The sequence below is a fragment of the Specibacter sp. NPDC057265 genome (assembly GCF_042668835.1).
Taxonomy (GTDB): domain Bacteria; phylum Actinomycetota; class Actinomycetes; order Actinomycetales; family Micrococcaceae; genus Specibacter.
The window spans coordinates 26,315-48,793 of record NZ_JBHUYE010000003.1; the positions used below are offsets into that span (position 1 = coordinate 26,315).

Here is a 22,479-nt window from a genome sequence, read left to right on the forward strand (position 1 = left end):
AATAATGGAGGCTGGTACAAATGGATTCCTCAATGTGGGTATGGATTGTCATAGCAGTCATCGCCGTGATTGTGCTGGTGGCAGTGTTGGCGGTGGTGACGAAGCGCCGCAATGCGGAAAAGGTGGAGCGGGACAAGGAAAACCGGGTGAAGGCCGAGGCCCTGCGGGATTCCGCCAGAACCGCCGACCTCGATGCCCGTGAAAAGCACGCCATGGCTGCACGTACTGCAGCCGATGCCGAGCAGGCGGCTGTGAAGGCCGAACGGATGCGCTTGGAATCGGAGCAGCAGCACGAAGCCGCGGCCCTGGCGGAGAAGCGTTCGGAGGAAAAATTGGCCCAGGCCCAAAGCCTGGATCCGGATGCGCGCCACCACCGGCGCCCGGCCGATGCGGTGGCGGGGAAACATTCCGACGCTGCAGGAGCCAGCACCCCCGCGCACCGGGAGACGCAAAAGCAGGATGGCCCGGATCATCTGCCGCAGGAACCGCATGTCCAGCAGGTGGCCCGGGAGGGCCGGGAGGGCCGGGACGCCGTGCACCACGAAGGTGACGGGAAAACCAAGTAGGCCGCCGTTTCCAAAATTTGTCCGGGCAAGGAGTCCGGGCAAAGGAAAGGAAATTCCCAGGACCTTGATCCTCCCAGGAACCTTGATCTGGGGGTTCTGCCGTGAAAACCGGCCCCAGTATGGCCCCCACGCCCCGGAACGCTGCCAGCGGCAGCCGTTCCGGGGCGTTTTTAGTTGGCGGTGGATTCAGCTGGCCGGCGTCTGCGCCGCAGCCTGTCGAGTTCGGCCTGCAATGCTGCGTTTTCCGTTTCGAGGGTCAAGACAAGCGCTATGCCTGAAAGGTTCAATCCTGCCGTGAGCAGTTCACCAATGCGCCGCAGGGTCACCAGATCGGCGTCGCTGTACCGGCGTGTTCCGCCCTCGGTGCGGCCAGGTTCCACCAAACCCCGGCGTTCGTAGAGGCGCAGGTTTTGCTGTCCCGTGCCCACCAGCTCAGCCGCCACTGATATGGCGTACACGCCCTGGGACAGCGATTCCCCTGCCACTTGGCCTCCTTTGACGTCAGCCGCTGTGGCTGCGAATAAATGGTCTTGCACCAGTCTGGCAGACGTGCTATAAAAAATCTATACCAGTCAACATAGATTGTCTGGTTCCACAAGTGCATAATGAAACCACCATGACCGGTATCAGATGGCATGAAAAGGAGTGAAGAAGCCATGTTGATGCGTACTGACCCCTTCCGTGAACTTGACCGCATTGCCCAGCAGGTCCTGGGAACGGCCGCCCGCCCGGCAGCCATGCCCATGGACGCCTGGCGCGACGGCGACACCTTCCAAGTGGAGTTTGACCTGCCGGGTGTGCAGCCTGATTCCATTGACCTGGATGTGGAGCGCAATGTGGTCACCATCCGTGCCGAACGCCCGGCACTGGATGGCGGGAGGGAAATGCTCGCCGCCGAACGTCCACGGGGAGTCTTCAACCGCCAGTTGGTCCTCGGCGAGAACCTTGACACTGAACACATCCACGCCAGCTATGACAATGGCGTATTGAGCTTGCGGATTCCCGTGGCCGAGAAGGCCAAACCCCGCAAGATTTCCATTGAAGGCACAGCTGGGGAACGCCAAGCCATCAACGCCTAGCGGCGAAGTGGGCTGTGGCTGCACCGCAATGCCCGGTTCCAAAGCTGGAGCCGGGCATTGCGCCCAACGGGCCAAGCGAACCGGCACGGTCCGAGTTGTTGGGGATGTTATTGGGCACAAACCGTGGGGAGGGGACGCATGAGTGCGTGGCGCAGATATGACTCACCTTTGCTGCCGGCGTTCCATGAACGTTTTGAAAAGCGCTGGGGCAAGGGCACGGCGCCATTTTTGGATCCGGAATACCAGGAGCCCCTGCCGCGGGCGCAATGGATAAATCCAGACACGGGAGCCGCCCTGGCCGTGGTGCCAGTGTGGTCCAATCATGAGGAACAGCGGTCCTTTGCCGTGTTCTACCTGCCACCGGCCGGTGATATTTGGTTATTACGCCCCGGCATCACCGATTACCTGGAATCCGCGGAGGAGAGCCACGTGACCTTGCGCAACGACGCTTTTAAAAAGGCCGTGGCCCATGCGCAGGCGTTCATTGATGGACCGGACTAGCGCAGGTCCCTGCGGCGGGGGGCGCCTTGGACGGTGGGCTTCCTCCAGCTACTTCCGCGCCGGCGCCTTGCGGACGGTCAATGCCTGCGGATCAACCGCCACCCGCAGGTGGGAGGCGGTTTCCGCGTGGTCGCCATCGAGCTGGAACTCCTGCGGGCGGTCCAAGGTGATCTCGGCAACCTTGCCGGTGAGGCTTTGAACCGAGGTGTTGCCCCTGCTGCCTTTGCTGAACACCCCTGCCACCACGCGGAGCCAGCCCAAGCGGCCCCGTGGCGCCAAAATGAGCAGGTCCAGGATGCCGTCGTCCACGAGGGCGTCAGGGAAAATTTCCAGTCCACCCATGAGCCTGCCGCAGTTGCCCACCATCACACTGCGCACCCGCCGGTGGGTGGTGCGTTTGCCGTCCACGGTGATGGTGGCGGTGACTGCCTTCCCTGGCAAATTGCGGATGCCGGCCTCAACATAGGCCAGCCAGCCCACACGGTCCTTAAGCTGGTCCACGGTGCCGCCCATAATGGCCGCGTCGTAACCCAGGCCGGCGGCCACCAGGAACAGCTGCTGACGTTTTCCATGGTCGATGACAGCCCGCACCACATCGATTTTTGTCTCTGTCCCGGAAATCGCATCCTCGGCTGCACGGAGGGGACTGTTGATTTCAATGTTCAAATTGCGGGCCAACAAGTTGCCCGTGCCCAAAGGCACTAAAGCCATGGCGGTGCCGGTCCCTGCCAAAACCTCGGCCACACACCTGACAGTGCCGTCCCCGCCGGCGGCCATGACCACATCCACGCCCGCTTCAAGGGCCTGCCTGCTCTGCCCCGTTCCGGGATCCTCCACGGTGGTTTCCAGCCAGAGGGGCTCGGCCCAGTCCGCCTGCGTAAAAAGCTGCAACAGGTCGGTCTTGAAATTCTGGTCAATTGCCTTGCTGGGGTTGATGACGACGGCTGCACGTCGCTTGGATAGTTGTTGTTGCTCGGTCATGATGTCCTTAGATGCGGAAAGCAGGAGTGAAGTTTAGAGGAAACCGTGCAGTTCCAGTTGTTGGGCCAGGCCGGCACCGTCGGGTGCGGACACTTTTTGGGCACCGCCAAGGTGGGCGCTGTCGGCGTCGTCCACGGTCCGGCCACCGGCCAACAGGGCTTCGCTGGGGGAGAGCTGGCGAATGGCTATTGCGGCTGTCTGGGCGGGGTGCGCGCGGGCGAACTCGGCGTAAATTTCAGGATCGTGTTGACCGTCGTCACCTACCAGGAGCCAGCGGACGTGCGGGAACTCCTGGGCAAGGCGGGCCAGGTTGTTGCGTTTGTGGTCGCGGCCGCTGCGGAACCAGTGCTGCTTGGCGGGGCCCCAATCGGTGAGCAGCAACGCGCCGTCGGGGTACAGGTTGCGGGCCAGGAAGCGGGTCAGGGCCGGCGCCACGTTCCAAGCGCCGGTGGACAGGTACACCAGGGGCGTGCCGGGGTTGTGGGCCATGATCCTGTCATACAGGACGGCCATTCCCGGGGTGGGTGTGCGGGCGCGTTCGCTCAACACCAAGGTGTTCCACAAGGCCAGCAGCGGCCTGGGCAGGGCCGTGACCATGACGGTGTCATCAATGTCCGAGACAATGCCGAAGGTGGTCTCTGGGTCCACAATTTGAATGCGGGCCTCCGCGCGCACCGAACCAGGGGCCTGCAGTGTGATGGTGTGCCACCCCGGTTCCAGGGAGCATTCCAAGACCACATCCACCAGACCGCCGGCATCGGCATGAAGGGTGTGGCTTGCCTCCCCGATGTGCACCTGGACCTCACTGTTGCGCACGGGGACGCTGGTGAACGACTGCCAGCCGCGGACCTTGCCTCTGGGCGAGACGCTGGTGGTGCGTGTCAGCACCACCCGGGCCAGCACCCGCACCCACGTGGTGCTGCCGTAACCGGTGTAGCCCACCACCGTGGGCAGCGCGCCGCCGGAATTGGCAATGCGCGTGCGCGCTGAATGCAGCACATCTCCGGCACGCACCACTGCGGCGAGCACCGCCGGAGCCGAGGGCGGCAAGCCAGCGGCGGGGTCCTGCGGCGTGGGGGACTGGGGCTTGCGTGTAAACATGACCATGAATTTACTGTCCCACAATCTTGGGCCGCCATGCGAGCGGAGCAGGGGGCCACGGCCAAGGTACCGGTGCAGTTCGGGCGGCGAAAACATTGAACCACCCCAGGAGGCTGTGGGCACCTCTGCCGGCTGGTCTGCGCTGCCCCCGTTTCGGGCGGTGGGGGAACAGCCGCCCCACGCGGTTCCGGCATATGGTGCTTCAGCGTGGTTTCCGGCCCGGCAGCAATCCACAGGGCTGGGACAAAGCACGGCAGGTGCCCACTGGGGAGGCACCTGCCGTGCGGGGTGGCTGCTGAAGCGGCTTAGAAACTATTCACGGGCGGAATCATTGTTGTGTTGTTCCCTCAGCTCCCGGCCATGACGGACCTGCTCCTCTTCCTTGGCCTGTAGCTTTTCACTTTTCTTCGTGTCCTTGGGGGGCAGTTGAATGGTCTTCTCGGCCTTGATGCCCGCCTGGAGTTGACGTCCGCGTTCCACCTCGGCGTCAAATTCGGCGCCAAACAATAGCGACAGATTCAAAATCCACAGCCACAGCAAGGCAATGATGGCACCACCCAGGGCGCCATAGGTCTTGTTGTAGTTGCTGAAGTTGGCCACATAGAAGGCAAAGCCAACTGATGCCAGCAGGAAAACCAGCAAGGCAATGGCCGAACCCATGCTCATCCACCGGAACTTGGGCTGGCGGACATTGGGTGTTGCATAGTAAAGCAGTGCAATGGCCAAGATGATGAGCACCAGCATGACAGGCCATTTGGCGATGTTCCACACTGTCACAAAGGTCCCGCCCACCCCGATGAGATCCCCGAGCGACTGGGCCACGGGTCCGCTGAGGGCGAGCATCGCGCCCAGCAGCACCACTATCAACAAGTTGACCACGGTGACCACCAGCATGGTGCCCCGGAATTTAATGAATCCGCGGCCTTCATCAATTTCATAGACGCGGTTCATGGCCCGGCCAAAGGCGGCAACGTAGCCCGAGGCGGACCACAGGGCCGCCGCCAGACCAATGACCAGTGTCAAGCCGGCACTTTGGGAGCTGGCAAGGCTTTCCACTATGGGACGAACATTGTCCACCGTGCCGCCGGGGGCAATTTCCTGAACTATGTCCAGCAGTGCCGAGGTGGTTTTTTCCGCCTGGCCAAAGATGCCCAGCAAAGACACCATGGCCAGCAGTGCCGGGAAGATGGAGAGCACGGAGTAATACGTCAGCGCGCCGGCGAGGTCTGTGCATTGATCCTTGCTGAATTCGCTGACCGTTTTTTTGGTGATGTACTTCCAGGAGGGTTTGCTCACCTCGGTGGGGCCATCGGGCTTGCGGGAGTCGTCGGGGGCAGGAGCCGTGCGGTCCTTGGCCGTGCTGCTTTGCTGGGAGTGGGAGTCGGTGGACGCCATGAAAAGCTCCTTAGGGGTTAAGTCAAGCGGCCGGCCGCCCCAGGAAAAAATCAGGGACGGCCGGCCAGATGCACGGTTCAGGATTGCTGGACGTTGTCCTTGGCGTCAGCGGCCCTGGCTTTGACGTCGCTGGCAGCATCCTGGCCCTCGGCCTTGACGTGTTCGGTCGCTTCCGTGGCGGTGCTCTTAATGTTCTCGAAAGCTTCCTGCGCAGGCTCCCGCAAACCGCCCGCCACTTCCTTGGCAGCGTCGGTCAGTTCGGTGGTCAACGGCTCGGCGGCGGACTTAAGCGCGTCTGCAGCCTCCCGTTCCTTCTCACTGGCAGGAATCAGGGAAGAGATGAGCAGGCCGGCGCCGAAGGCAATCAGCCCGGCAGCAAGGGGATTGCCCTGGGTCTTGTTCTTCAACTGGGTGGGCGCATCACCAATGGCCGCGCCGGCGTCGCTGAATGAAGAACCGGCGCTGCTGAGGTTTTCGCCGGCGTGGTCGGCAGCTCCCATGACTTTGTCCTTTACACCAAAAACTGCGTCCTTGACCTTGTCGGTTTGCCGCTGCACAATGTGCGACGGCGTGACCTTGTCCGCAACAGCGTCAACATTGGAACCAAGACGTGCGCGGGTCGCTTCAATATCCGCTCGGATGACATCGGGATTTTCGCTCATGATTTTTCCTCACTGATCTTAAGAATTGGGCTTGAGGGTGGGCGGAATTTCCTGCAAGGTTTCACCGGTCTGGGGCAGGCCCTTGACACTCTTGAGTTCCTTTCGGCCCACCGAGGCCAGAACTGCAGCCACAATGCCCCAAATGACGGCAACAATGACAGCGGACCAGCCCAGACCCATGAGGGCACCGAGGGCCTGCCACAGTGCAATGGAGAGGAACAGAAGGACAAAGTGTCCGGCCACTCCGGCGCCGGCCAGCATGCCGGCACCTTTTCCCGCCCGTGTGGCCGAGTCCTTGATCTCCACCTTGGCCAGTTCCACTTCCTGACGCATCAAAGTGGACATGTCCCGTGTGACGTCACCGAGCAGCTCACCCAGGGACGCGGTTTCGGCCTTGGCGTGCGGATCCGTGTACGGCATTTCAGTGCTCATTGACGACCACCAGCCAGCGGGTCGTCACCCAAGGGATCATTGGTGTGAAGTGGGCCGGTGGCCACAGGCTCCGTATCCAATTCCCCGGGCAGCCCGAATCCGGCAGCGGCTCCGGCGGTTGTTCCGCCCGTGCTCGGCGGGTAGGCGTCGGGGACTCCCAAAATTGGTGCATCAACCACCGGAGGTGCCACCGGCACCGGGGGGATCGTGGCGGTGGAGGCTGTGCCTGCTTCCGAGGATTTTTGCGAAGCATGGGGCGCTCCAGCCTTCAGGCTGCGGGAGAACCTGCCAGCCAAAATGCCGGCTCCCGCCGCCAGCAGCAAGAAGGTTCCCGGCTTGTGCCGGGCATAACTCTTCACGTCTGCCAACAGGCCGCTGGGATCGCGGCCTTCGAGCCAAGAGGCGACCGAGGAGGCACGCTCTGCTGCCTGACGCACCAGATCGGTGGCCATGCCGGGCTCCTCGGCGGAGGAAACCATGGCGTGGAGCTCGTCCGAGACCGAGCGGAAGCCTTGGGCCACCTTTTGCTGCTGGGTGCCTGCCTGTTCGGACAGATCGGACTTTGCCTGCGCCATGAGGTCGCGGGCATTCGTTTTGACCTCGGCGGCGACGTTCGCCGCCTCTTCCTTGGCCGTCCCTGTGACGTTGGCGGCGGCATCCGAGGCGTGATGGGCAATGTCGCTGGCTTCAGCCTTCGCCGTTTCCTTGGTGGACTGGGTGCCGGAGGAGGTGCCGGCCGGCACAGCTACGTGTTGGGCGCTCGATCCCGCAGTGCCCTGGGACGTGGAAAAATCGGTGTCAAGGGGGTCAAGGCCCTCGGTGCGGGGCCAGGTGTTCTCGGTCATCGTAGCTCTCTTTCGAAAAGGATTGTTTGGAAGCTTTGCGGCGTCCGGACAATCAAGTGAAAACATTAAGCACGGTTACGGAATAAATCTTAAACATACTCCCGGGCGGGATTCAACTGCTTTAGGCATGTCCAGAATTCCGCTTTGGCGCTCTCGGTGAAGAAGTCGCAAACGCCGCATATATCCCTTATTGCAATAAAGCGGCGCCGCTGGATTAATGCTTGAAGAGACCTTCAATGACGTTGTTGGGACGCTGCATTTCCCCGTGCTTGGCACCCATGACAATGACGGCTCCCGCAAAGACCGGAATGGCCCACTGCAGGTATTTGAGCTGCTTTTGGGCAGCTTTCAATTCCGGGGAGGCGTCGGCGTGCGGTTCGGTGGCACCTGCGGATCCCTCCTCGGAGAGGCTGTCCACTTTCTTGCCCAGCACACCTGCGTACAGGCTGACACCGGCGCCTGCAACGGTGGTCAGGGTTTTCAGGAGCGTCAGCGAACCCACCCCGTCCTGCTTCATCACGCGTTCCTTGTTGTCGGCAATGACCGGCAGGCCAGCCAGGAAATGTGCACCGAAGGCGGCCGTCTGAAGCGGGGCCCACTTTTTCCAACCCAGGCTGGACAGGCGGGTGCGTTCTGTGGGGTCTTTTGCTTCCGCGGCAGCTCCATTGAGGCCTACGGCACCCATAAGGGCGCCGCCAAACCAGGCTGCGGCGCTGAGATCGTGAACGGAACGGGCCAATAAGTTATTCGACATTTTCAGTATCCTTCATCGATTTGAACAATATTGCGGACAGGGGTTGATGGCTGTCGAGTTCCGGCCGGACCGTGACGGCTTGGCTGAATCCATTGATTCCTTGCTGCCAATATCAAACTCCCAAAGTGAAAACATTAGGATCGTTCTGTGGTTATGCCACTTATTTCACTCAACCACAGCGTCTTGGTTGGGTCAATGACCCGATTGGGCGGAACAACTGCGGTGCAGGCGCAGCAATAGGCTGTTGCGGTTTAGCGGCCGGGATGGTTTTAGCTGTGAACCATGGGAAAACCAGGAACAAGTTCCGGCTCTTTCCATCACCGTGCCATGACAGGTGGACAGGGCCAACTGCCGCCTTGCCGTCGCTGCTCAGCGCCGCTGTGTCCCGCTGCTGGAGCACTCTGGCCCGCTGCTGGGCCATAAAAGGAAGCTACCATGGACTCTAATCCTCTTTTCAAACCGTGCACAGTCCTGCCCACTGAACACCGGGGCATTTATCCCATGATTATGCTTGTGGGCATGTGTTCCCGTGACTGGTTCCCACCGCACAAGCCACCCCGGAAAGAGGAAAGCACCCTATGATTCGCCGTCAACGACTGGTTTGGGGGCTCCGGCTCGCGGCTGCGCGCTACCGCTTTAAGGAAAGCCTGGCCCTTTTTCCCGCGCTCATGATGGTGGCCGGCATTCTTTTGGCCCTGGGCACCACAGCCATTGACAAGGCGCTGGGACCCGCTGCGGACCTTCCGCTGACACTGTCCATGAGCAGCCAGTCCGCCATGTGGCTGCTGTCCACGGTGGCCGGGGCCATGATGACCACTGCGGGCGTGGTCTTTTCGCTCACCGTGGTGAGCCTGCAACTGGCCAGCGAGCAATTTTCGCCCAGGGTCATGAGATCGTTCATCCGGGACCGGGTCAGCCAGGGCGTCATCGGCTTGCTGGTTGCCACCTTCTTTTATTGCGTTCTCATTCTGCCCAGCCTCAGCGGGGAAGCCACTGATCCGGCACCGCCACTGTCCCCGACGGTGGCGTTGATCCTGACGTTGGTGACGGTGCTGGGCATCATTGTCCATTTGGATCATTTATCCCGGGGGCTGCAGGTGGGAAACCTGGCCCGGGTCATTTCCACAGAGGGCCAGAATTTAGCGGTGGGCTTCGACACCGTACCGGCGGGCCTGCGGCAAATTGCTGAAAAGGCGAGCCACGCACCCCGGGATGCGGCGGTGGTGCGGAGCGAAACCAGCGGCTGGGTCAGCCAGGTGGACCGGGCCCAGGCCTTGCGTGCAGTGCCCGCGAACACCACCGTGCGGCTGGAAAGCCGGGTGGGCGCCTACATCCACAAGGGGGAGGTCATCTTCAGCATCTGGCCGCCACCACCGGCAGGATGCCAGGAAAGGCTTGCCAAGACCATGGAAGTGGCGGACGCGCGGACCATGTTGCAGGACGTTGACTTCGCCATCCGGCAACTGGTGGACATTGGCTTGCGGGCCCTGAGCCCGGCGGTGAACGATCCCACCACGGCAGTGGAAATCATCCTGCGCCTGGGCAGTCTCCTGCGGACCCTGCTGACCACGTCGCTGGCTCCTGCCACGCTCGGTGACAGTGCGGGCCGGGTGTTCATGCAACCGTGGAACCTGGACCATCAGGAATACATTGAGCATGCCTTTGAACAGCTGCGGCAAAGTTGCCTCACCCAACCTCCGGTGGCGGCAGCGCTTTTGCGGGTTCTCCGCATGCTCATGGAGCATGTTCAGGAACAGGGCCATCCTGAACATGTTGGACCGTTGCGGCGCCAAGTCCAACTGCTGACCGAATCCCTGCACGGCCAGTCAGGACTGCATCCGGAGGATTTGCGGTATCTGGCATTGTTGACCTCGGATGAGACGGACCCTGCCGATCACAGCCACTGAGCGGGGTCCACGGCACCGCCCAAGGAACTCAGTGCCCGCCCTGCGCCAAGACTGCCGCCAAATAAGGTGCAGTCTTTCCCTTCAACTCCGCCGCCAGCTGCTGGGGCGTTCCCGTGGCCATGAGCCGGCCTCCGGCTGCGCCGCCGTCGGGACCCAGATCAACCACCCAGTCCGCCTGCGCAATGACCTCCAGATCGTGTTCCACCACCACCACGGTGTTTCCGGCGTCGACCAGGCGGTTGAGTTGGAGCAGGAGCAGCCGCACATCGGCCGGGTGCAGACCGGTGCTGGGTTCATCCAGCAGGTACAGCGTGTGCCCGCGTCCCAGCCTTTGCAGTTCAGTGGCCAACTTGATGCGCTGGGCCTCCCCGCCGGAGAGCTCCGTGGCGGGCTGGCCCAACCGCAGATAGCCCAGGCCCACTTCCCGCAAGGTGTCCAGGGCCCTGCACACCGAAGGGATCTCCGGCAGCGCCTGCGCTGCCGCATCCACGGTCAGCTGCAGGATTTGGGCAATGTTTCGCCCGTGATAAGTCACCTCAAGGGTCTCATCATTGAAGCGGGAACCGTGGCACTGCGGGCACGGGCCGTAGCTTCCGGGCAGGAACAGCAACTCCACGGCCACAAAGCCTTCGCCCAGGCACGTCTCGCAGCGCCCTCCGGCCACGTTGAAAGAGAACCTTCCGGCGGTGTAGCCGCGCTTTTTGGCCTCCTCCGTGCCCGCAAAGACCCGGCGGACGGCGTCGAACAATCCGGTGTAGGTGGCCAGATTGGACCGTGGCGTGCGGCCAATGGGACGCTGGTCCACCTGCACCACGCGGTCCACCGCTTCAAAACCGGAGCTGGTCCCCGTGGTGTCGGCGGGGGCGTCGGCAACCGTGTGGAGGGCATTGAGCAGGGTTGACTTGCCGGAACCGGAGACGCCCGTTATGGCCGCCAAAGCACCCCGTGGAAGGCGCACATCAAGATGCTGCAGGTTGTTCCTGCTGATGTTGTGCAACTCCAACCACCGCCCCGTGTCCCGCGGCGCCCGGATGGAACGCGGCGGGGCGTCGGCCGCGCCGTCCGCGCCGGGCAGCAGAAAAGGACGCGTCACCGACTCCGCCACGGCGCCCAGCCCGGCCACCGGCCCGCTGTACAGCACCCGGCCACCGTTTTCACCCGCGGCCGGGCCCACATCCACTATCCAGTCGGCGTGACGGACCATGTCCATGTTGTGCTCCACAATGAACACCGTGTTGCCGGAGCCCTTCAGCTGCTTCAGGACCTTCAGCAGCGGTTCGGCGTCGGCCGGGTGCAGGCCTGCAGAGGGCTCATCAAGCACGTAAATGACGCCAAAGAGGCCCGAACGCAATTGCGTGGCAATCCGCAGGCGCTGCATTTCCCCCGGGGACAAGGTGGGGGTGCTGCGTCCCAGGCTGAGATAACCCAGCCCCAGCTCCAACAAAATGCTGATGCGTCCAAACAAATCCTGGGCAATGGCGCCGGCCACCGCCTCCCGGCTGCCCGGGGTCCCTGCCGGCGCCTGCGCCAGGGTGTGCAGCAGCGGCGCCAGTTCGCTCAAAGGAAGATCATTCATTGCAGCAATGTTGCGCCCTTCCACGGTCACCGCCAACGCGCCAGTTGTCAGGCCGCTGCCGCCGCAGGCTTCACAGGGGCCCGAATGCATGAATTGCAGGGCCTTCTCACGCATGGCGGCGCTTTTGGAATCAGCCAGGGTATGCAGCACATGGCTGCGCGCACTCCAGTACCGGCCCTTGTACGGTTTGGCGACCCTGTCCCGCTGCGGCGTAATTTCCACCACCGGCTGCTCCTGGGTAAAGAGAATCCATTCCCTGTCCTTGGCCGGCAATTGATCCCAGGGCGTGTCGACGTCGTAGCCCAGATGGGTGAGGATGTCACGCAGGTTCTTGCCCTGCCAGGCCCCGGGCCAGGCGGCAATGGCCCCTTCGCGGATGCTCAGCTTCGGGTTCGGGACAGCCAGTTCCTCCGTGACCGTGTGGGCCGTGCCCAGTCCGTGGCACACCGGGCAGGCCCCGGCGACGGTATTGGGGGAGAAGGAATCCGAATACAGGATCGGCGCCCCTTGGGGGTACTGGCCGGCGCGGGAGTACAGCATGCGCAGGGAATTGGACAGGGTGGTCACGGTTCCCACCGATGACCTGGCGCTGGGGGCGCCGCGCCGCTGCGCCATGGCCACTGCCGGTGGGAGTCCGGTGATGGACTCGACCTGCGGATTGTTGCTCTGCTGGATCAAACGCCGCGCGTAGGGCGCCACTGATTCAAAGTAGCGGCGCTGGGCCTCGGCAAAGATGGTGCCAAACGCCAGGGAGGACTTTCCGCTGCCCGAAACTCCGGTAAAAGCCACGATGGCATCGCGCGGCACATCCACATCAACATTTTTCAGGTTGTTCTCCCGCGCACCCCGGACCTGGACAAAGCCGGTGGGACCGTGGGGGTCAGCGGGGACAAAGGCGGGGGACGTTGCGGTGGTAGCCATCCATCGACACTATTGCATGACGGCCCGCGCCGCTGAACCGCCACCGCCACAAGCCAACCGCCACCGCCACAAGCAGGGGGTCCGCAGCCGCGGCGGGCTGCGGACCCCCTGCTTGTTTAGGCGCCGATGATGGCAGCGCTGTGGGCGGGCAGCTGCAAGGTGGCGCCCGCACCCGCCGGGGAAAGCCCGGCGTCGCCGGTGGAGAGCAGCACCTTGGCGCCGCGGACCGGCACCTGGACCGCCTGCGCGGAGAAATTCAAGGCAACATCGAGTCCGCCGCGCTGGAACACCAGCCACTTTTCAGTTTCACTGAACTCCACGGCCGTCCCGGCAAAACCGAGCCCGCTGAGTTCGGGATTGCGCCTGCGCAGCTCAATCAGGGCCTTGTAAAGCTCCAACAGCCGGCCATGGTCGCCGTCGTGCACTTCAGACCAATCCAACTTTGACCGCACAAAGGTCTGCGGATCCTGCGGGTCCGGGACCAGATCCGGATCCCAGCCCATGGCCTCAAATTCCTTCAAGCGGCCCGTGGCGGTGGCTTCGCCCAGTTCAGCTTCCGGGTGGGAAGTGAAGAACTGCCACGGCGTGCTCGCCCCGTACTCCTCGCCCATGAAGAGCATGGGGGTGAAGGGCGAGGTCAAGGTGGCCACCGCGGCCACTGCCAACTGCCCGTAATTCAGGGTCTGGGAGAGCCTGTCACCGGCGGCGCGGTTGCCAATTTGGTCATGGTTTTGGTTGCAGACCACCAGTGCCGCCGGGTGCACGGATGCCGAATCCAGGGGGCGGCCATGGTGGCGTTGACGGAAGCTGGAGTAGCTGCCGTCGTGGAAAAAGCCCTGCTGCAGGATCTTGGCCAAGGCGCCCACGGAGTTGAAGTCCGCGTAGTAGCCGGTGGCTTCACCGCTGACATTGACATGCACACCGTGGTGGAAGTCGTCGCTCCACTGCCCGCTCAGGCCGTAGCCGTTGCTGTCCCGGTTCGTAAGGAGGCGGGGGTCGTTCAGATCCGATTCCGCAATCATGGTGATGGGGCGGCCGGTTTCGGCACGGAGGCTGTCGGCCAGTTCACCGAACTCCTCTAAAAGGTGTTTGGCCCGCTCATCCTTAAGCGCGTGCACCGCATCCAGGCGCAGGCCATCGACATGGTAGTCGCGCAGCCACATGGCCGCGTTGTCCAGGATGTAGTCCCGCACATTGTCCGAACCCGGGCCGTCCAGGTTCACCGAGTCCCCCCAGGTGTTGCCCTCCCCGGACTTCAGGTACGGGCCAAACTGCGGCAAATAGTTTCCGCTGGGCCCCAGGTGGTTGTACACCACATCCTGGATGACCCCCAGCCCGGCCCGGTGCGCGGCATCCACAAAGCGTTGGTAGGCCGCGGGGCCGCCGTAGCCTTCGTGGACCGCATACCACAGCACGCCGTCGTAGCCCCAGTTGTGGGTGCCGTTGAAACCGTTGACCGGCAGCAGCTCCACAAAATCAATGCCGAGTTCCACCAGGTAATCCAGTTTCGCGGCGGCGGCGTCCAGGGTGCCCTCCGGGGTGAAGGTGCCCACATGCAGCTCGTAAATGACCGCTCCGGTTAGTTCGCGGCCCGCCCAGTTTTGATCCGACCACTGATGGGCGCCCGGGTCGAAGGTGCGTGAGCGCTCATGGACGCCCTGTGGTTGGCGCCGGGAGCGCGGGTCCGGCAGCACGGCGGCGGCGCCGTCCACCCGGTAGCCATACTCCACGTCACCGTCAGCGGGGGCGGCAGGAGCCATCCACCACCCCGCACGCCCAGGTTCCGGATCGGGGCGGGGGGACATGGGAAATTCCGCATCCCCCACCACCAGGGTCATGGAAGTGGCAAGGGGTGCCCAGACGTCAAAGCGTCCGGTGCCTTGAATCTGCATGGTCACATCAGCCTTCTTTCTTGAGCGTGGCAATGGGTGGACGGGCCGTCATCAGGCAGCGGGCACCAGCAGGGCCACGGGGTAGTTGCCCAAAATGTGCTCCACCAGAACCTCGCCGGGACCGTAGCTTTCCCCTGTGAGCTGGTCGATCATGCCCAGGCCCAAAGTGATCCGGGTTTGTTTCCAGCCGCCCTTTTGCTCCAGACCGCGGGGCAGGCGGGTGGCCAGGGTCATGGCGCCGGCACCGGCGCTGCCGGAGCGGCTGAAGGCAATGAGGTGCTCGGCTGCGCTTCCGGCGGCCTCAATGGGCAGGTAGCCGCTGAACAGTTCCGGCTGGTCGCGGCGCAGCCGCAGGGCGCGGGAGGTGAGCAGAAGTTTGCTCTCCTGCGCCAGGGGCGACGCCGGGACCATGCCTTCGTCAAGTTCCCGCAGCGCCGCCTGGCGTGCGGTGTAGTCCACGGGCCGCCGGTTGTCGGGATCGGTCAGGGACCTGTCCCAAAACTCGGTGCCCTGGTAGACGTCCGGCACGCCGGGGGCGGTGAGCTGCACAATTTTGGCCGAGAGGGCGTTGGACGCGGCGTAGGCATCCAGCCGCTCCACCAGGACCTCCAGCTCGCCGGCCACTTCCGGGTTGTCAAAGACGGCATCGACCACCGCTGTCAGCTGTTTCTCAAATTCCTCATTCGGGCTGAGCCAATCGGTGGAATTGCCCGCTTCCCGCGCAGCTTTTTGGGCATAACCGGCCAACCGTTCGCGGCTGGCCGGCCAGGCGCCGTAGATGGCCTGCCACAGCAGATTGGCCAGGGGCCCGTCCGGAAGGGGAGCGAGCTGCTGCATACGCTGCAGGAACTGTCCCCATTCCGGGGCCACTTCCGCCAGGACGGAAATGCGGGCACGGGTGTCTTCGCTGCGTTTGGTGTCATGCGTGCTCAGGGTGGTCATGGACAGGGGGATGTTCTCCTGTCTGCTGCGCATCCGCTCGTGGAACTGTGTGGGCGTGATGGCGAACTCGGTGGGTTCGGCCCCCACTTCCGTCAAGGTGCCCAGGCGGGTGTAACGGAAGAAAGCCGTGTCCTCCACCCCCTTGGCCATGACCATGCCGGACGTCTGCTGGAAGCGGATGCCCAGTTCATCCCCGGGGCCCACCTGGAGCAGCAGCGGCAGGAGCTTCGCCAGCGCCTCCTGCAGTTCCGGACGGCGCCGGCCCGCCAAGGCGCAGGCTTCACGCAGGATTTCGGCCCCCTGCGGCAGATAGGTGCGGTACACGGGGAAGGCGGCAATGATTTCGGCGAGCGCATCGGCGGCCTCGTCCACACCCAGGCCGGCGCTGTCAGGCACCAGCCGGCCCAGCCGGCGCATTTCCGAGTGCAGGATGCCGTCGGTGATCCGGCGCTTGGTGTCGTGGATCATGAGCGCATAGTCCGGCACCTGGCCGCCGCGCAGGGCGGCGTCCACGGCGTCGAGCTCCGCCTGGCCGGCGGGCTCCACAAACACCCTGTCAAGGTCCGCCAAGGCGTCATAGCCGGTGGTGCCCTCACAGTCGAACGAATCCGGGAGCGCCTCGCCGGGTTCGAGGATTTTTTCAATGAGCAGGTACTTGCCCCCGCTTTGCTGCCGCAGGCGGCGCAAATACCCCTCCGGGTCCGCCAGCCCGTCGGGGTGGTCGATGCGCAGGCCATCCACCAGACCCTCCTGGCACCAACGCAGGATTTCAGCATGCGTGTGGGTGAAGACGTCCGGGTCCTCCACCTTCACCCCGGCCAGGGTGTTCACGGCAAAGAAGCGGCGGTAGTTCAAATCAACGTCGGCCCGGCGCCAGTCCACCAGTTCATAGTGCTGGCGGTCGTGGACGTCCCGGGGCGAGTCGCCGGGGGCAAAGCTGCCGGCAGCCAGCGGGAAGCGGTGGTCGTAGTAATGCAACTCCCCGTCAACAATTTCCAGGGCATCCACGTCAGCTGCGCTGCCCAGCACGGGAATGCGGACACGGTTGTTGCCGGCTGCCCAATCGACGTCGAACGCCTTGGCCCACGGCGACTGGCGGCCCTCTTGCAGCAGCGACCACCACCACGGGTTTTGACGCGGGGTGGCCACGCCCATGTGGTTGGGCACAATATCCACCAACACGCCCAGACCGGCTTCACGGGCGGCCCGGGAGAGGGCCGCAAGCCCCTCCGGGCCGCCCCGTTCGGCGTCGACGGTGGTGGGATCGGTGACGTCATAGCCGTGGGTGGATCCCTGTTCCGCCGTCAAAATGGGGGACAGGTACACCCAGTCGATGCCCAGGGACTTCACATAGGGAATCTGCGCGGCGGCATCAAACAAGGTGAAGTCGGCGTTGAGCTGAAAACGGTAGGTTGATGCCGGCGTCCTCACTGGGCTGCTCCTTCTGTCTGCGGCGCTTCCCCTTCTGTTGCCTGTTCTGTCGCCTGTTCTGTGGCCTGTTCTGTTGCCTCCGCGGCGGGGGTGTCGTCCGCGGCCATGGCGGCCAGCGACGCCGCGGCCGAGGAATCCACCACTTCCTCCGGACCGGAGTAGGCCCGCAAAATCATGGTGGACTTGCCCTGGAGCTCCACCACCTCTCCGGCCTTCACCGGTTGCGGCTCGGTGCTGCTGGCAGTGTCGATCAGGACTTCCCAGTGGGGGGAGTACTCACGGTTGGGCAGCTTGAAGTCCACCGTGTTGTCATCGGCGTTGAAGAGCATCATGAAGTTCTTGTCGGTGATGCTGCGGCCGCGGGCATCGGGTTCGCGGATGCCCAAGCCGTTGTAGAACACGCCCACGCTGCGGCCAAAGCCGCTGTCCCAATCCTCGGGCTCCATCTCGGTGCCATCGGCCTTGAGCCAGACAATGTCGGGCAGCTCCGCACCCTCCTCGCGGCGCACGGGGCGGCCGTCAAAGAAGCGGCTGCGCCGGAAAATGGGGTGCTCGCTGCGGATTTTGTTGACCTGGGCGGTGAATTCAATCAGCGGCTGGTCAATGGATTCCCAGTTGATCCAGCTGAGTTCGGAATCCTGGCAGTAGGTGTTGTTGTTGCCCAGCTGGGTGCGGCCCAGCTCGTCACCGTGGACCACCATGGGCACGCCCTGGGAGAGCAGCAAGGTGGCAATGATGTTGCGCTGCTGACGTGCACGCAGGGTGAGGATCCCGTCGTCGTCGGTGGGGCCCTCAACGCCGCAGTTCCAGGAGCGGTTGTGGGATTCGCCGTCGTTGTTGCCCTCGCCGTTGGCGTCGTTGTGCTTTTCGTTGTAGGAGACCAGGTCCCGCAGGGTAAAGCCGTCATGGGCTGTGACAAAGTTGATGGACGCCACCGGGCGGCGGCCGGAGTTTTCATACAAATCCGCCGAGCCCGTCAGGCGGGAGGCAAACTCACCCAAGGTGGCCGGCTCGCCGCGCCAGAAGTCACGCACGGTGTCGCGGTACTTGCCGTTCCACTCGGTCCACTGCGGCGGGAAGTTGCCCACCTGGTACCCGCCCGGGCCAACATCCCACGGCTCGGCAATGAGCTTGACCTGGGAAATGACGGGGTCCTGCTGGATCATTTCAAAGAAGGTGGAAAGCTTGTCCACGTCATAAAACTCGCGGGCCAGGGTGGAGGCCAGGTCAAAGCGGAAGCCGTCCACATGCATCTCGGTCACCCAGTAGCGCAGTGAATCCATGATCAACTGCAGCGAGTGGGGGTGTCTGACGTTCAGGGAGTTGCCCGTGCCGGTGTAGTCCATGTAGAACTGCTGGTCATCCTCAACGAGCCGGTAGTAGGCGGCGTTGTCGATGCCCTTGAAGGACAGGGTGGGCCCCATGTGGTTGCCCTCGGCCGTGTGGTTGTACACCACGTCCAGGATGACCTCAATGCCGGCACGGTGCAGATCGCGGACCATGGCCTTGAATTCCTGCACCTCGTGCTCGCGCTCGCCGGAGGAGCTGTAGGTGTTTTGGGGGGCAAAGAAGCCAATGCTGTTGTAGCCCCAGTAGTTGCTCAGGCCCTTCTCCACCAGCGTGCCGTCGTTGACGAACTGATGCACCGGCATCAGTTCGACGGCGGTGATCCCCAGCTTCTTGTAGTGCTCAATCATGACCGGGTGCGCAACGCCTGCGTACGTGCCGCGCTGATGCTCGGGAATCTCCGGGTGCAGCTGGGTCAGGCCCTTGACGTGGGCCTCGTAAATGACAGACTCGTGGTACGGAATGCGCAGCTGGCGGTCGTTGTCCCAGTCAAAGAATGGATTGATGACCACGCTGTACATGGCGTGGGGTGCGGAGTCGGCCTCCTGGCGGGCGTCCGGGTCGTCAAACTTGTAGGAAAACAGTGCCGGGTCCCAGTCGATCTGGCCCTGGATGGATTTTGCGTACGGATCCAACAGCAGTTTGGAAGGATCAAAGCGGTGTCCCTGCTCGGGGGCGTAGGGTCCGTGCACCCGGTAGCCGTATAGCTGTCCGGGCTGGACTTCGGGGAGGTAGCAGTGCCAGACGTGGCCGTCGACCTCCTGCACCTCAACCCTGACCTCGTCCAGGTCATCGGAGAGCAGGCAAAGCTCAATGCGTTCGGCGTGCTCGCTAAACAGGGAAAAGTTTGTGCCGGTGCCATCAAAGGTGGCTCCCAAGGGATAGGCGCTTCCGGGCCAGACTTCCATGCGTCCTCCAGTGAAAATTTTGGTGAATGTGCGTACCTCGTATGCAGGATACGACGGTGTTGACCAAACAGTACATGACCTGCCAGCGGCTCCCGGCATTGGGTCCTGTCATAAGGGGACCCATGGAACGGGGCCGCGCAGGGGGGGCCTTTACAGGAGCGGAAATAACAGTTACAAGCACCCCACCGGGCTGGTCACAGTGGCCACGGCCGCCAGCACCTGCCGGACTTGGACGGCCAAAAGCGCCGGATCGGGGACGGCGGAGAAAACTTCGCCCCGGCGCAGCCGCCCATCCGTGAGCACCAGATGCGGCCCGGGTGGCGGGCCCCACTGCGAGGGGGGTGCCGGTCCAAACAACACCACCGACGGCGTGCCGTAGGCCGAGGCCAGGTGGGCGGCGCCGGTGTCGGCGCTCACCACCACGGAGGCCGCTGCAATGAGGGCCGCAAAGTCTCCAAGCCCCAGCCGGCCGGCCAGGTTGCGGACCTCCGGCAGCTGGGCCAGCCGGGCCGCCGCGGCAGCCCGCGGGGCATCATGGGCATCCCCTGTCAACACCACCGTGTGGCCTTCACCAGCCAGGGTGCGTGCCACGGCGGCAAAACGTTCCACCGGCCAGTGCCTGCTGCCGTGGGATGCGCCCACATGGATCACGGTGGCGCCGGTCAGCGCCGGCCGCTGGGATGGAAGCTCAATACCGACGTCGTCGGCATGGGCGGCGATGCCATGAAAGCGCAGCAGTTCCACCCACCGCCGCCGTTCATGCAGCCCGGGATCCCACTTTGGGCCACGCCTCCCCGGGCCATCCCGTCCCGGGGAGGCGTGGCCCACGCGGCGGACCGGGTGCAGGCCCTCCAGCAGGGCCCGGCTCTGGGCGCCGTTGCCGTGCAGATTGACTGCCACGTCCACGCCGTCGAACGCTTCCGGAAGCGTGCACTCGAGCCCGGCCAGGGGCACCAGCTGATCAACGGCGGGAATCAGGTCCACCACCGGGCCCAGCCACTGCGGCGCTGCCAACACCACCTGGTGGTGGGCAAACGCGGCGCGGATGCCCTTGAGCGCCGGAACGGCCACCAGCAGGTCGCCAAGCTTCAAGGCCCGCAGCACCAGAACTGTGGGCTTGGCGGGTGGATTGCTGCGCACGTTGCGGCTCCTGAGATGGTGGGCGGACCTGTGAGCATGATGACGTATTTTCCGCGCACCTTCAAGACCGGCCGGCACGCCGTCAACGCCGCAACGCCGCCCCTGCGCGGCCGGGCCCGGGCCCAATTGTCCCGGCCTGCAGCCTCCGCAGCCGTCAAGGGGTGCTGTTGGTTGCGGAAAGCTTGTGCAAGAGTGGAAGAAGGACGCGATGGCCGCTCCGGCATCAGCGGCACAGGTCCAGTTCCGAGGACGCTTTCCAAGGAGGCAAACATCATGAGCAACAATCCAGATCCCCTCAACGAAAACATCACCGGCCTGGAGCCTGGCGGCGGCGTCCCCCCGGGTGAGACCCCGCCGGGGGAAGGCTCCATGAGTGGGGACCAGGGGCACGCCGAAGGCAGCAAGGCCGGAAAGGCCGTGAACACCATCTGGCTGGTCCTCATTGGCATTGTGGTGCTGCTCTTGATCCTGTTCATTGTGGGCCACATTGTGGGAATCTTCGACTTGATCTTTTAAAGCCCGGCGTTTGAAGCTGCCGGCAACAGGGTACACATCCAGCACCACGGCCCCCTGCACGCTGTGGTGTTTGACAGGTCAAATTCCGCACTGTGAACCGCCTAGGAGCCTGATGTGAAACCCCTAAGCCGCCCTGCAAGCCACCCGGCGCCGGCACTGCCGGAGGAAGATCTGGTGGTGACCAACCCCCGCACCGGAGCCCTGGTGGGCCAAGTGCAGCCCAGCAGCGCCGAAGGCGTCGCCGCCGCGTGCCGGTCGGCGGCCGCAGCAGGTGCACAATGGGCGGCCACAAGTGCGAGGGACCGCGGCCAGGCCCTCTCGCGCTGCGCCAAGGCCCTGGAAAAGCAAGCCCGCGCGCTGGCGCAGATCCAACACTTGGAAACCGGCCGCGCCGTTGACGAAGCCCTGGAGGGCGTGCTGGCCGGGGTGGCCACACTGGAGCAGTATGCCCAGCTGGGGCCGGTGCATCGGGGCAAGAGCCTGCGGGGCGCGGGGATCGCCGCCGACTACACGGTGCAGCGGCCCCGCGGTGTGGTGGCGGCGCTGACCCCCTGGAACGACCCCGTGGCGGTGGCCTGCGGCCTGATTGGCGCGGCACTGGTGATGGGCAACACGGTGGTGCATAAACCCAGCGAGCGCTGCCCGCACCTGGGGCAGGAGCTGGGGCGCGTATTGGCCGCGGAACTTCCGGGGGACGTGCTGCTCACACTCACAGGGGCCGCAGCCACCGGTGCGGCACTGGCCGCGGACAGCCATGTGCGGGTCATTGCGCATGTTGGTTCCAGCGCCACGGGGGAGAAGCTTCGCCTGCTGGCCGCCACCACCGGAGCGCACGTGATTGTGGAAAACGGCGGCAACGACCCGTTGGTGGTGGACGACGGCGTCGATCCGGTCTGGGCGGCCCGGCAGGCCAGCATTGGGGCCTTCAGCAACAGCGGCCAAATCTGCACCTCGGTGGAACGCATTTATGTCCACCAGGGCATTGCCGAAGCGTTTCTTGAGGCGTTGGAGGCGGAGGCCGGCGGAATCAACGCCGCCCTGTCCCTGGGGCCTTTGGTGGACGGGCGTCTGCGTGACCACGTCCACCGGCAGGTGCAGGACGCCGTGGCCCAGGGGGCGCACGCCACGGTGGGCGGTGCCGTGCCGCAGCAGCTGGGCAGCCACTATCCGGCCACCGTCCTGCGCGGGTGCACCGAGACAATGGCAGTGATGCAGGAGGAAACCTTCGGGCCCGTGGCTCCCGTGCAGGTGGTGGACAGCTTTGCCCAGGGCCTGGAGCTCGCTGCCCGCGGGCGGTACGGTCTGGCAGCAAGCGTCTTGACCGGAAGCCTGCTGCACGCCCAGCAGGCAGTGGCCGCCCTGGACGTGGGCACCGTGAAGATCAACAACGTCTTTGGCGGCGCCCCGGGAGGTGCGGCCCAGCCGCGGCGCGCCAGCGGAGCAGGTTTTGGGTACGGCCCGGAACTGCTGGATGAAATGTCCCTGGTGACGGTGGTGCACATTGAGCCGGCGCCGGAAGCCGGTCCATGAACGCCGCACGGACACACGCGCCCTTTCCCGGGGTGAAGAGCATTGCGGTGGTC

Annotated in this window: 19 protein-coding genes; 6 read left to right on the forward strand and 13 right to left on the reverse strand. The window is 64.0% G+C overall.

The genetic code is table 11. The annotated features are described in order from the left end of the window. The first annotated feature begins 20 nt into the window (after nt 1-20). A complete protein-coding gene (locus tag ACFUCV_RS03250; RefSeq protein ID WP_380811978.1) occupies nt 21-566 on the forward strand; it encodes a hypothetical protein in 546 nt (181 codons plus the stop codon). Between the two features lie 170 nt (nt 567-736). Here ACFUCV_RS03250 and ACFUCV_RS03255 read toward each other — a convergent pair whose 3' ends face one another. Continuing rightward, nucleotides 737-1,051, reverse strand: a complete 315-nt coding sequence (locus tag ACFUCV_RS03255) for a MerR family transcriptional regulator (RefSeq protein ID WP_380811980.1) — start codon at nt 1,049-1,051, stop codon at nt 737-739. Between the two features lie 171 nt (nt 1,052-1,222). Between ACFUCV_RS03255 and ACFUCV_RS03260 the strand changes: the two genes are divergently transcribed. Next, nucleotides 1,223-1,645 carry an Hsp20/alpha crystallin family protein gene (locus ACFUCV_RS03260; RefSeq protein WP_380811982.1) on the forward strand — a complete coding sequence of 141 codons (423 nt, stop codon included), beginning with the start codon at nt 1,223-1,225 and terminating at the stop codon, nt 1,643-1,645. Between the two features lie 138 nt (nt 1,646-1,783). Then, the gene (locus ACFUCV_RS03265) at nt 1,784-2,146 is read left to right on the forward strand and encodes a hypothetical protein (protein WP_380811984.1); all 363 of its coding nucleotides are present in this window, start codon (nt 1,784-1,786) and stop codon (nt 2,144-2,146) included. Nucleotides 2,147-2,194: 48 nt separating this feature from the next. On the opposite strand, the gene ACFUCV_RS03270 is transcribed toward ACFUCV_RS03265, so the two are convergent. From ACFUCV_RS03270 to ACFUCV_RS03300, 7 genes are all read right to left on the reverse strand, one after another. Then, complete coding sequence (locus ACFUCV_RS03270) at nt 2,195-3,127, reverse strand: diacylglycerol/lipid kinase family protein (RefSeq protein WP_380811986.1); 933 nt, start codon at nt 3,125-3,127, stop codon at nt 2,195-2,197. A 33-nt stretch (nt 3,128-3,160) separates the two neighbouring features. Then, nucleotides 3,161-4,228 (reverse strand): App1 family protein, encoded by a 1,068-nt coding sequence (locus ACFUCV_RS03275; RefSeq protein ID WP_380811988.1) that lies wholly within the window; start codon nt 4,226-4,228, stop codon nt 3,161-3,163. A gap of 312 nt (nt 4,229-4,540) precedes the next feature. Further along, the gene (locus ACFUCV_RS03280) at nt 4,541-5,623 is read right to left on the reverse strand and encodes a YihY/virulence factor BrkB family protein (RefSeq protein WP_380811990.1); all 1,083 of its coding nucleotides are present in this window, start codon (nt 5,621-5,623) and stop codon (nt 4,541-4,543) included. Nucleotides 5,624-5,700: 77 nt separating this feature from the next. Further along, nucleotides 5,701-6,285 carry a DUF3618 domain-containing protein gene (locus ACFUCV_RS03285; protein ID WP_380811992.1) on the reverse strand — a complete coding sequence of 195 codons (585 nt, stop codon included), beginning with the start codon at nt 6,283-6,285 and terminating at the stop codon, nt 5,701-5,703. 18 nt (nt 6,286-6,303) lie between these two features. After that, nucleotides 6,304-6,717, reverse strand: coding sequence for a phage holin family protein (locus ACFUCV_RS03290; protein ID WP_380811996.1), 414 nt, complete (start codon nt 6,715-6,717; stop codon nt 6,304-6,306). Continuing rightward, nucleotides 6,714-7,562, reverse strand: coding sequence for a hypothetical protein (locus ACFUCV_RS03295; RefSeq protein ID WP_380811998.1), 849 nt, complete (start codon nt 7,560-7,562; stop codon nt 6,714-6,716). The genes ACFUCV_RS03290 and ACFUCV_RS03295 overlap by 4 nt, the downstream gene beginning before the upstream one ends. A gap of 214 nt (nt 7,563-7,776) precedes the next feature. After that, a complete protein-coding gene (locus ACFUCV_RS03300) occupies nt 7,777-8,316 on the reverse strand; it encodes a hypothetical protein (protein ID WP_380812000.1) in 540 nt (179 codons plus the stop codon). Between the two features lie 578 nt (nt 8,317-8,894). On the opposite strand from ACFUCV_RS03300, the gene ACFUCV_RS03305 reads away from it, so the two are divergent. Then, the gene (locus ACFUCV_RS03305; RefSeq protein WP_380812002.1) at nt 8,895-10,223 is read left to right on the forward strand and encodes a DUF2254 domain-containing protein; all 1,329 of its coding nucleotides are present in this window, start codon (nt 8,895-8,897) and stop codon (nt 10,221-10,223) included. Nucleotides 10,224-10,251: 28 nt separating this feature from the next. Here the strand turns inward: ACFUCV_RS03305 and ACFUCV_RS03310 are convergent, their stop codons facing one another. The 5 genes from ACFUCV_RS03310 to ACFUCV_RS03330 form a co-directional block, all read right to left on the reverse strand. Continuing rightward, nucleotides 10,252-12,720, reverse strand: coding sequence for an ATP-binding cassette domain-containing protein (locus tag ACFUCV_RS03310; RefSeq protein ID WP_380812004.1), 2,469 nt, complete (start codon nt 12,718-12,720; stop codon nt 10,252-10,254). Between the two features lie 116 nt (nt 12,721-12,836). Next, a complete protein-coding gene (gene treZ, locus ACFUCV_RS03315; RefSeq protein WP_380812355.1) occupies nt 12,837-14,612 on the reverse strand; it encodes a malto-oligosyltrehalose trehalohydrolase in 1,776 nt (591 codons plus the stop codon). Nucleotides 14,613-14,663: 51 nt separating this feature from the next. Further along, nucleotides 14,664-16,985 carry a malto-oligosyltrehalose synthase gene (gene treY / locus ACFUCV_RS03320; protein ID WP_380812006.1) on the reverse strand — a complete coding sequence of 774 codons (2,322 nt, stop codon included), beginning with the start codon at nt 16,983-16,985 and terminating at the stop codon, nt 14,664-14,666. Further along, a complete protein-coding gene (gene glgX, locus ACFUCV_RS03325) occupies nt 16,982-19,240 on the reverse strand; it encodes a glycogen debranching protein GlgX (protein ID WP_380812008.1) in 2,259 nt (752 codons plus the stop codon). The genes treY and glgX overlap by 4 nt, the downstream gene beginning before the upstream one ends. 171 nt (nt 19,241-19,411) lie before the next feature. Then, entirely contained in the window at nt 19,412-20,380 is a 969-nt protein-coding gene (locus ACFUCV_RS03330; protein WP_380812010.1) for a glycosyltransferase family 9 protein, read from the reverse strand. 270 nt (nt 20,381-20,650) lie between these two features. On the opposite strand from ACFUCV_RS03330, the gene ACFUCV_RS03335 reads away from it, so the two are divergent. Together ACFUCV_RS03335 and ACFUCV_RS03340 are read left to right on the forward strand one after the other, a co-directional pair. Further along, nucleotides 20,651-20,896 (forward strand): DUF6480 family protein, encoded by a 246-nt coding sequence (locus ACFUCV_RS03335; protein WP_380812357.1) that lies wholly within the window; start codon nt 20,651-20,653, stop codon nt 20,894-20,896. A 114-nt stretch (nt 20,897-21,010) separates the two neighbouring features. Further along, nucleotides 21,011-22,426: an aldehyde dehydrogenase family protein gene (locus ACFUCV_RS03340; protein ID WP_380812012.1), complete on the forward strand. Its 1,416-nt coding sequence runs from the start codon at nt 21,011-21,013 to the stop codon at nt 22,424-22,426. The last annotated feature ends 53 nt before the right edge of the window (nt 22,427-22,479 follow it).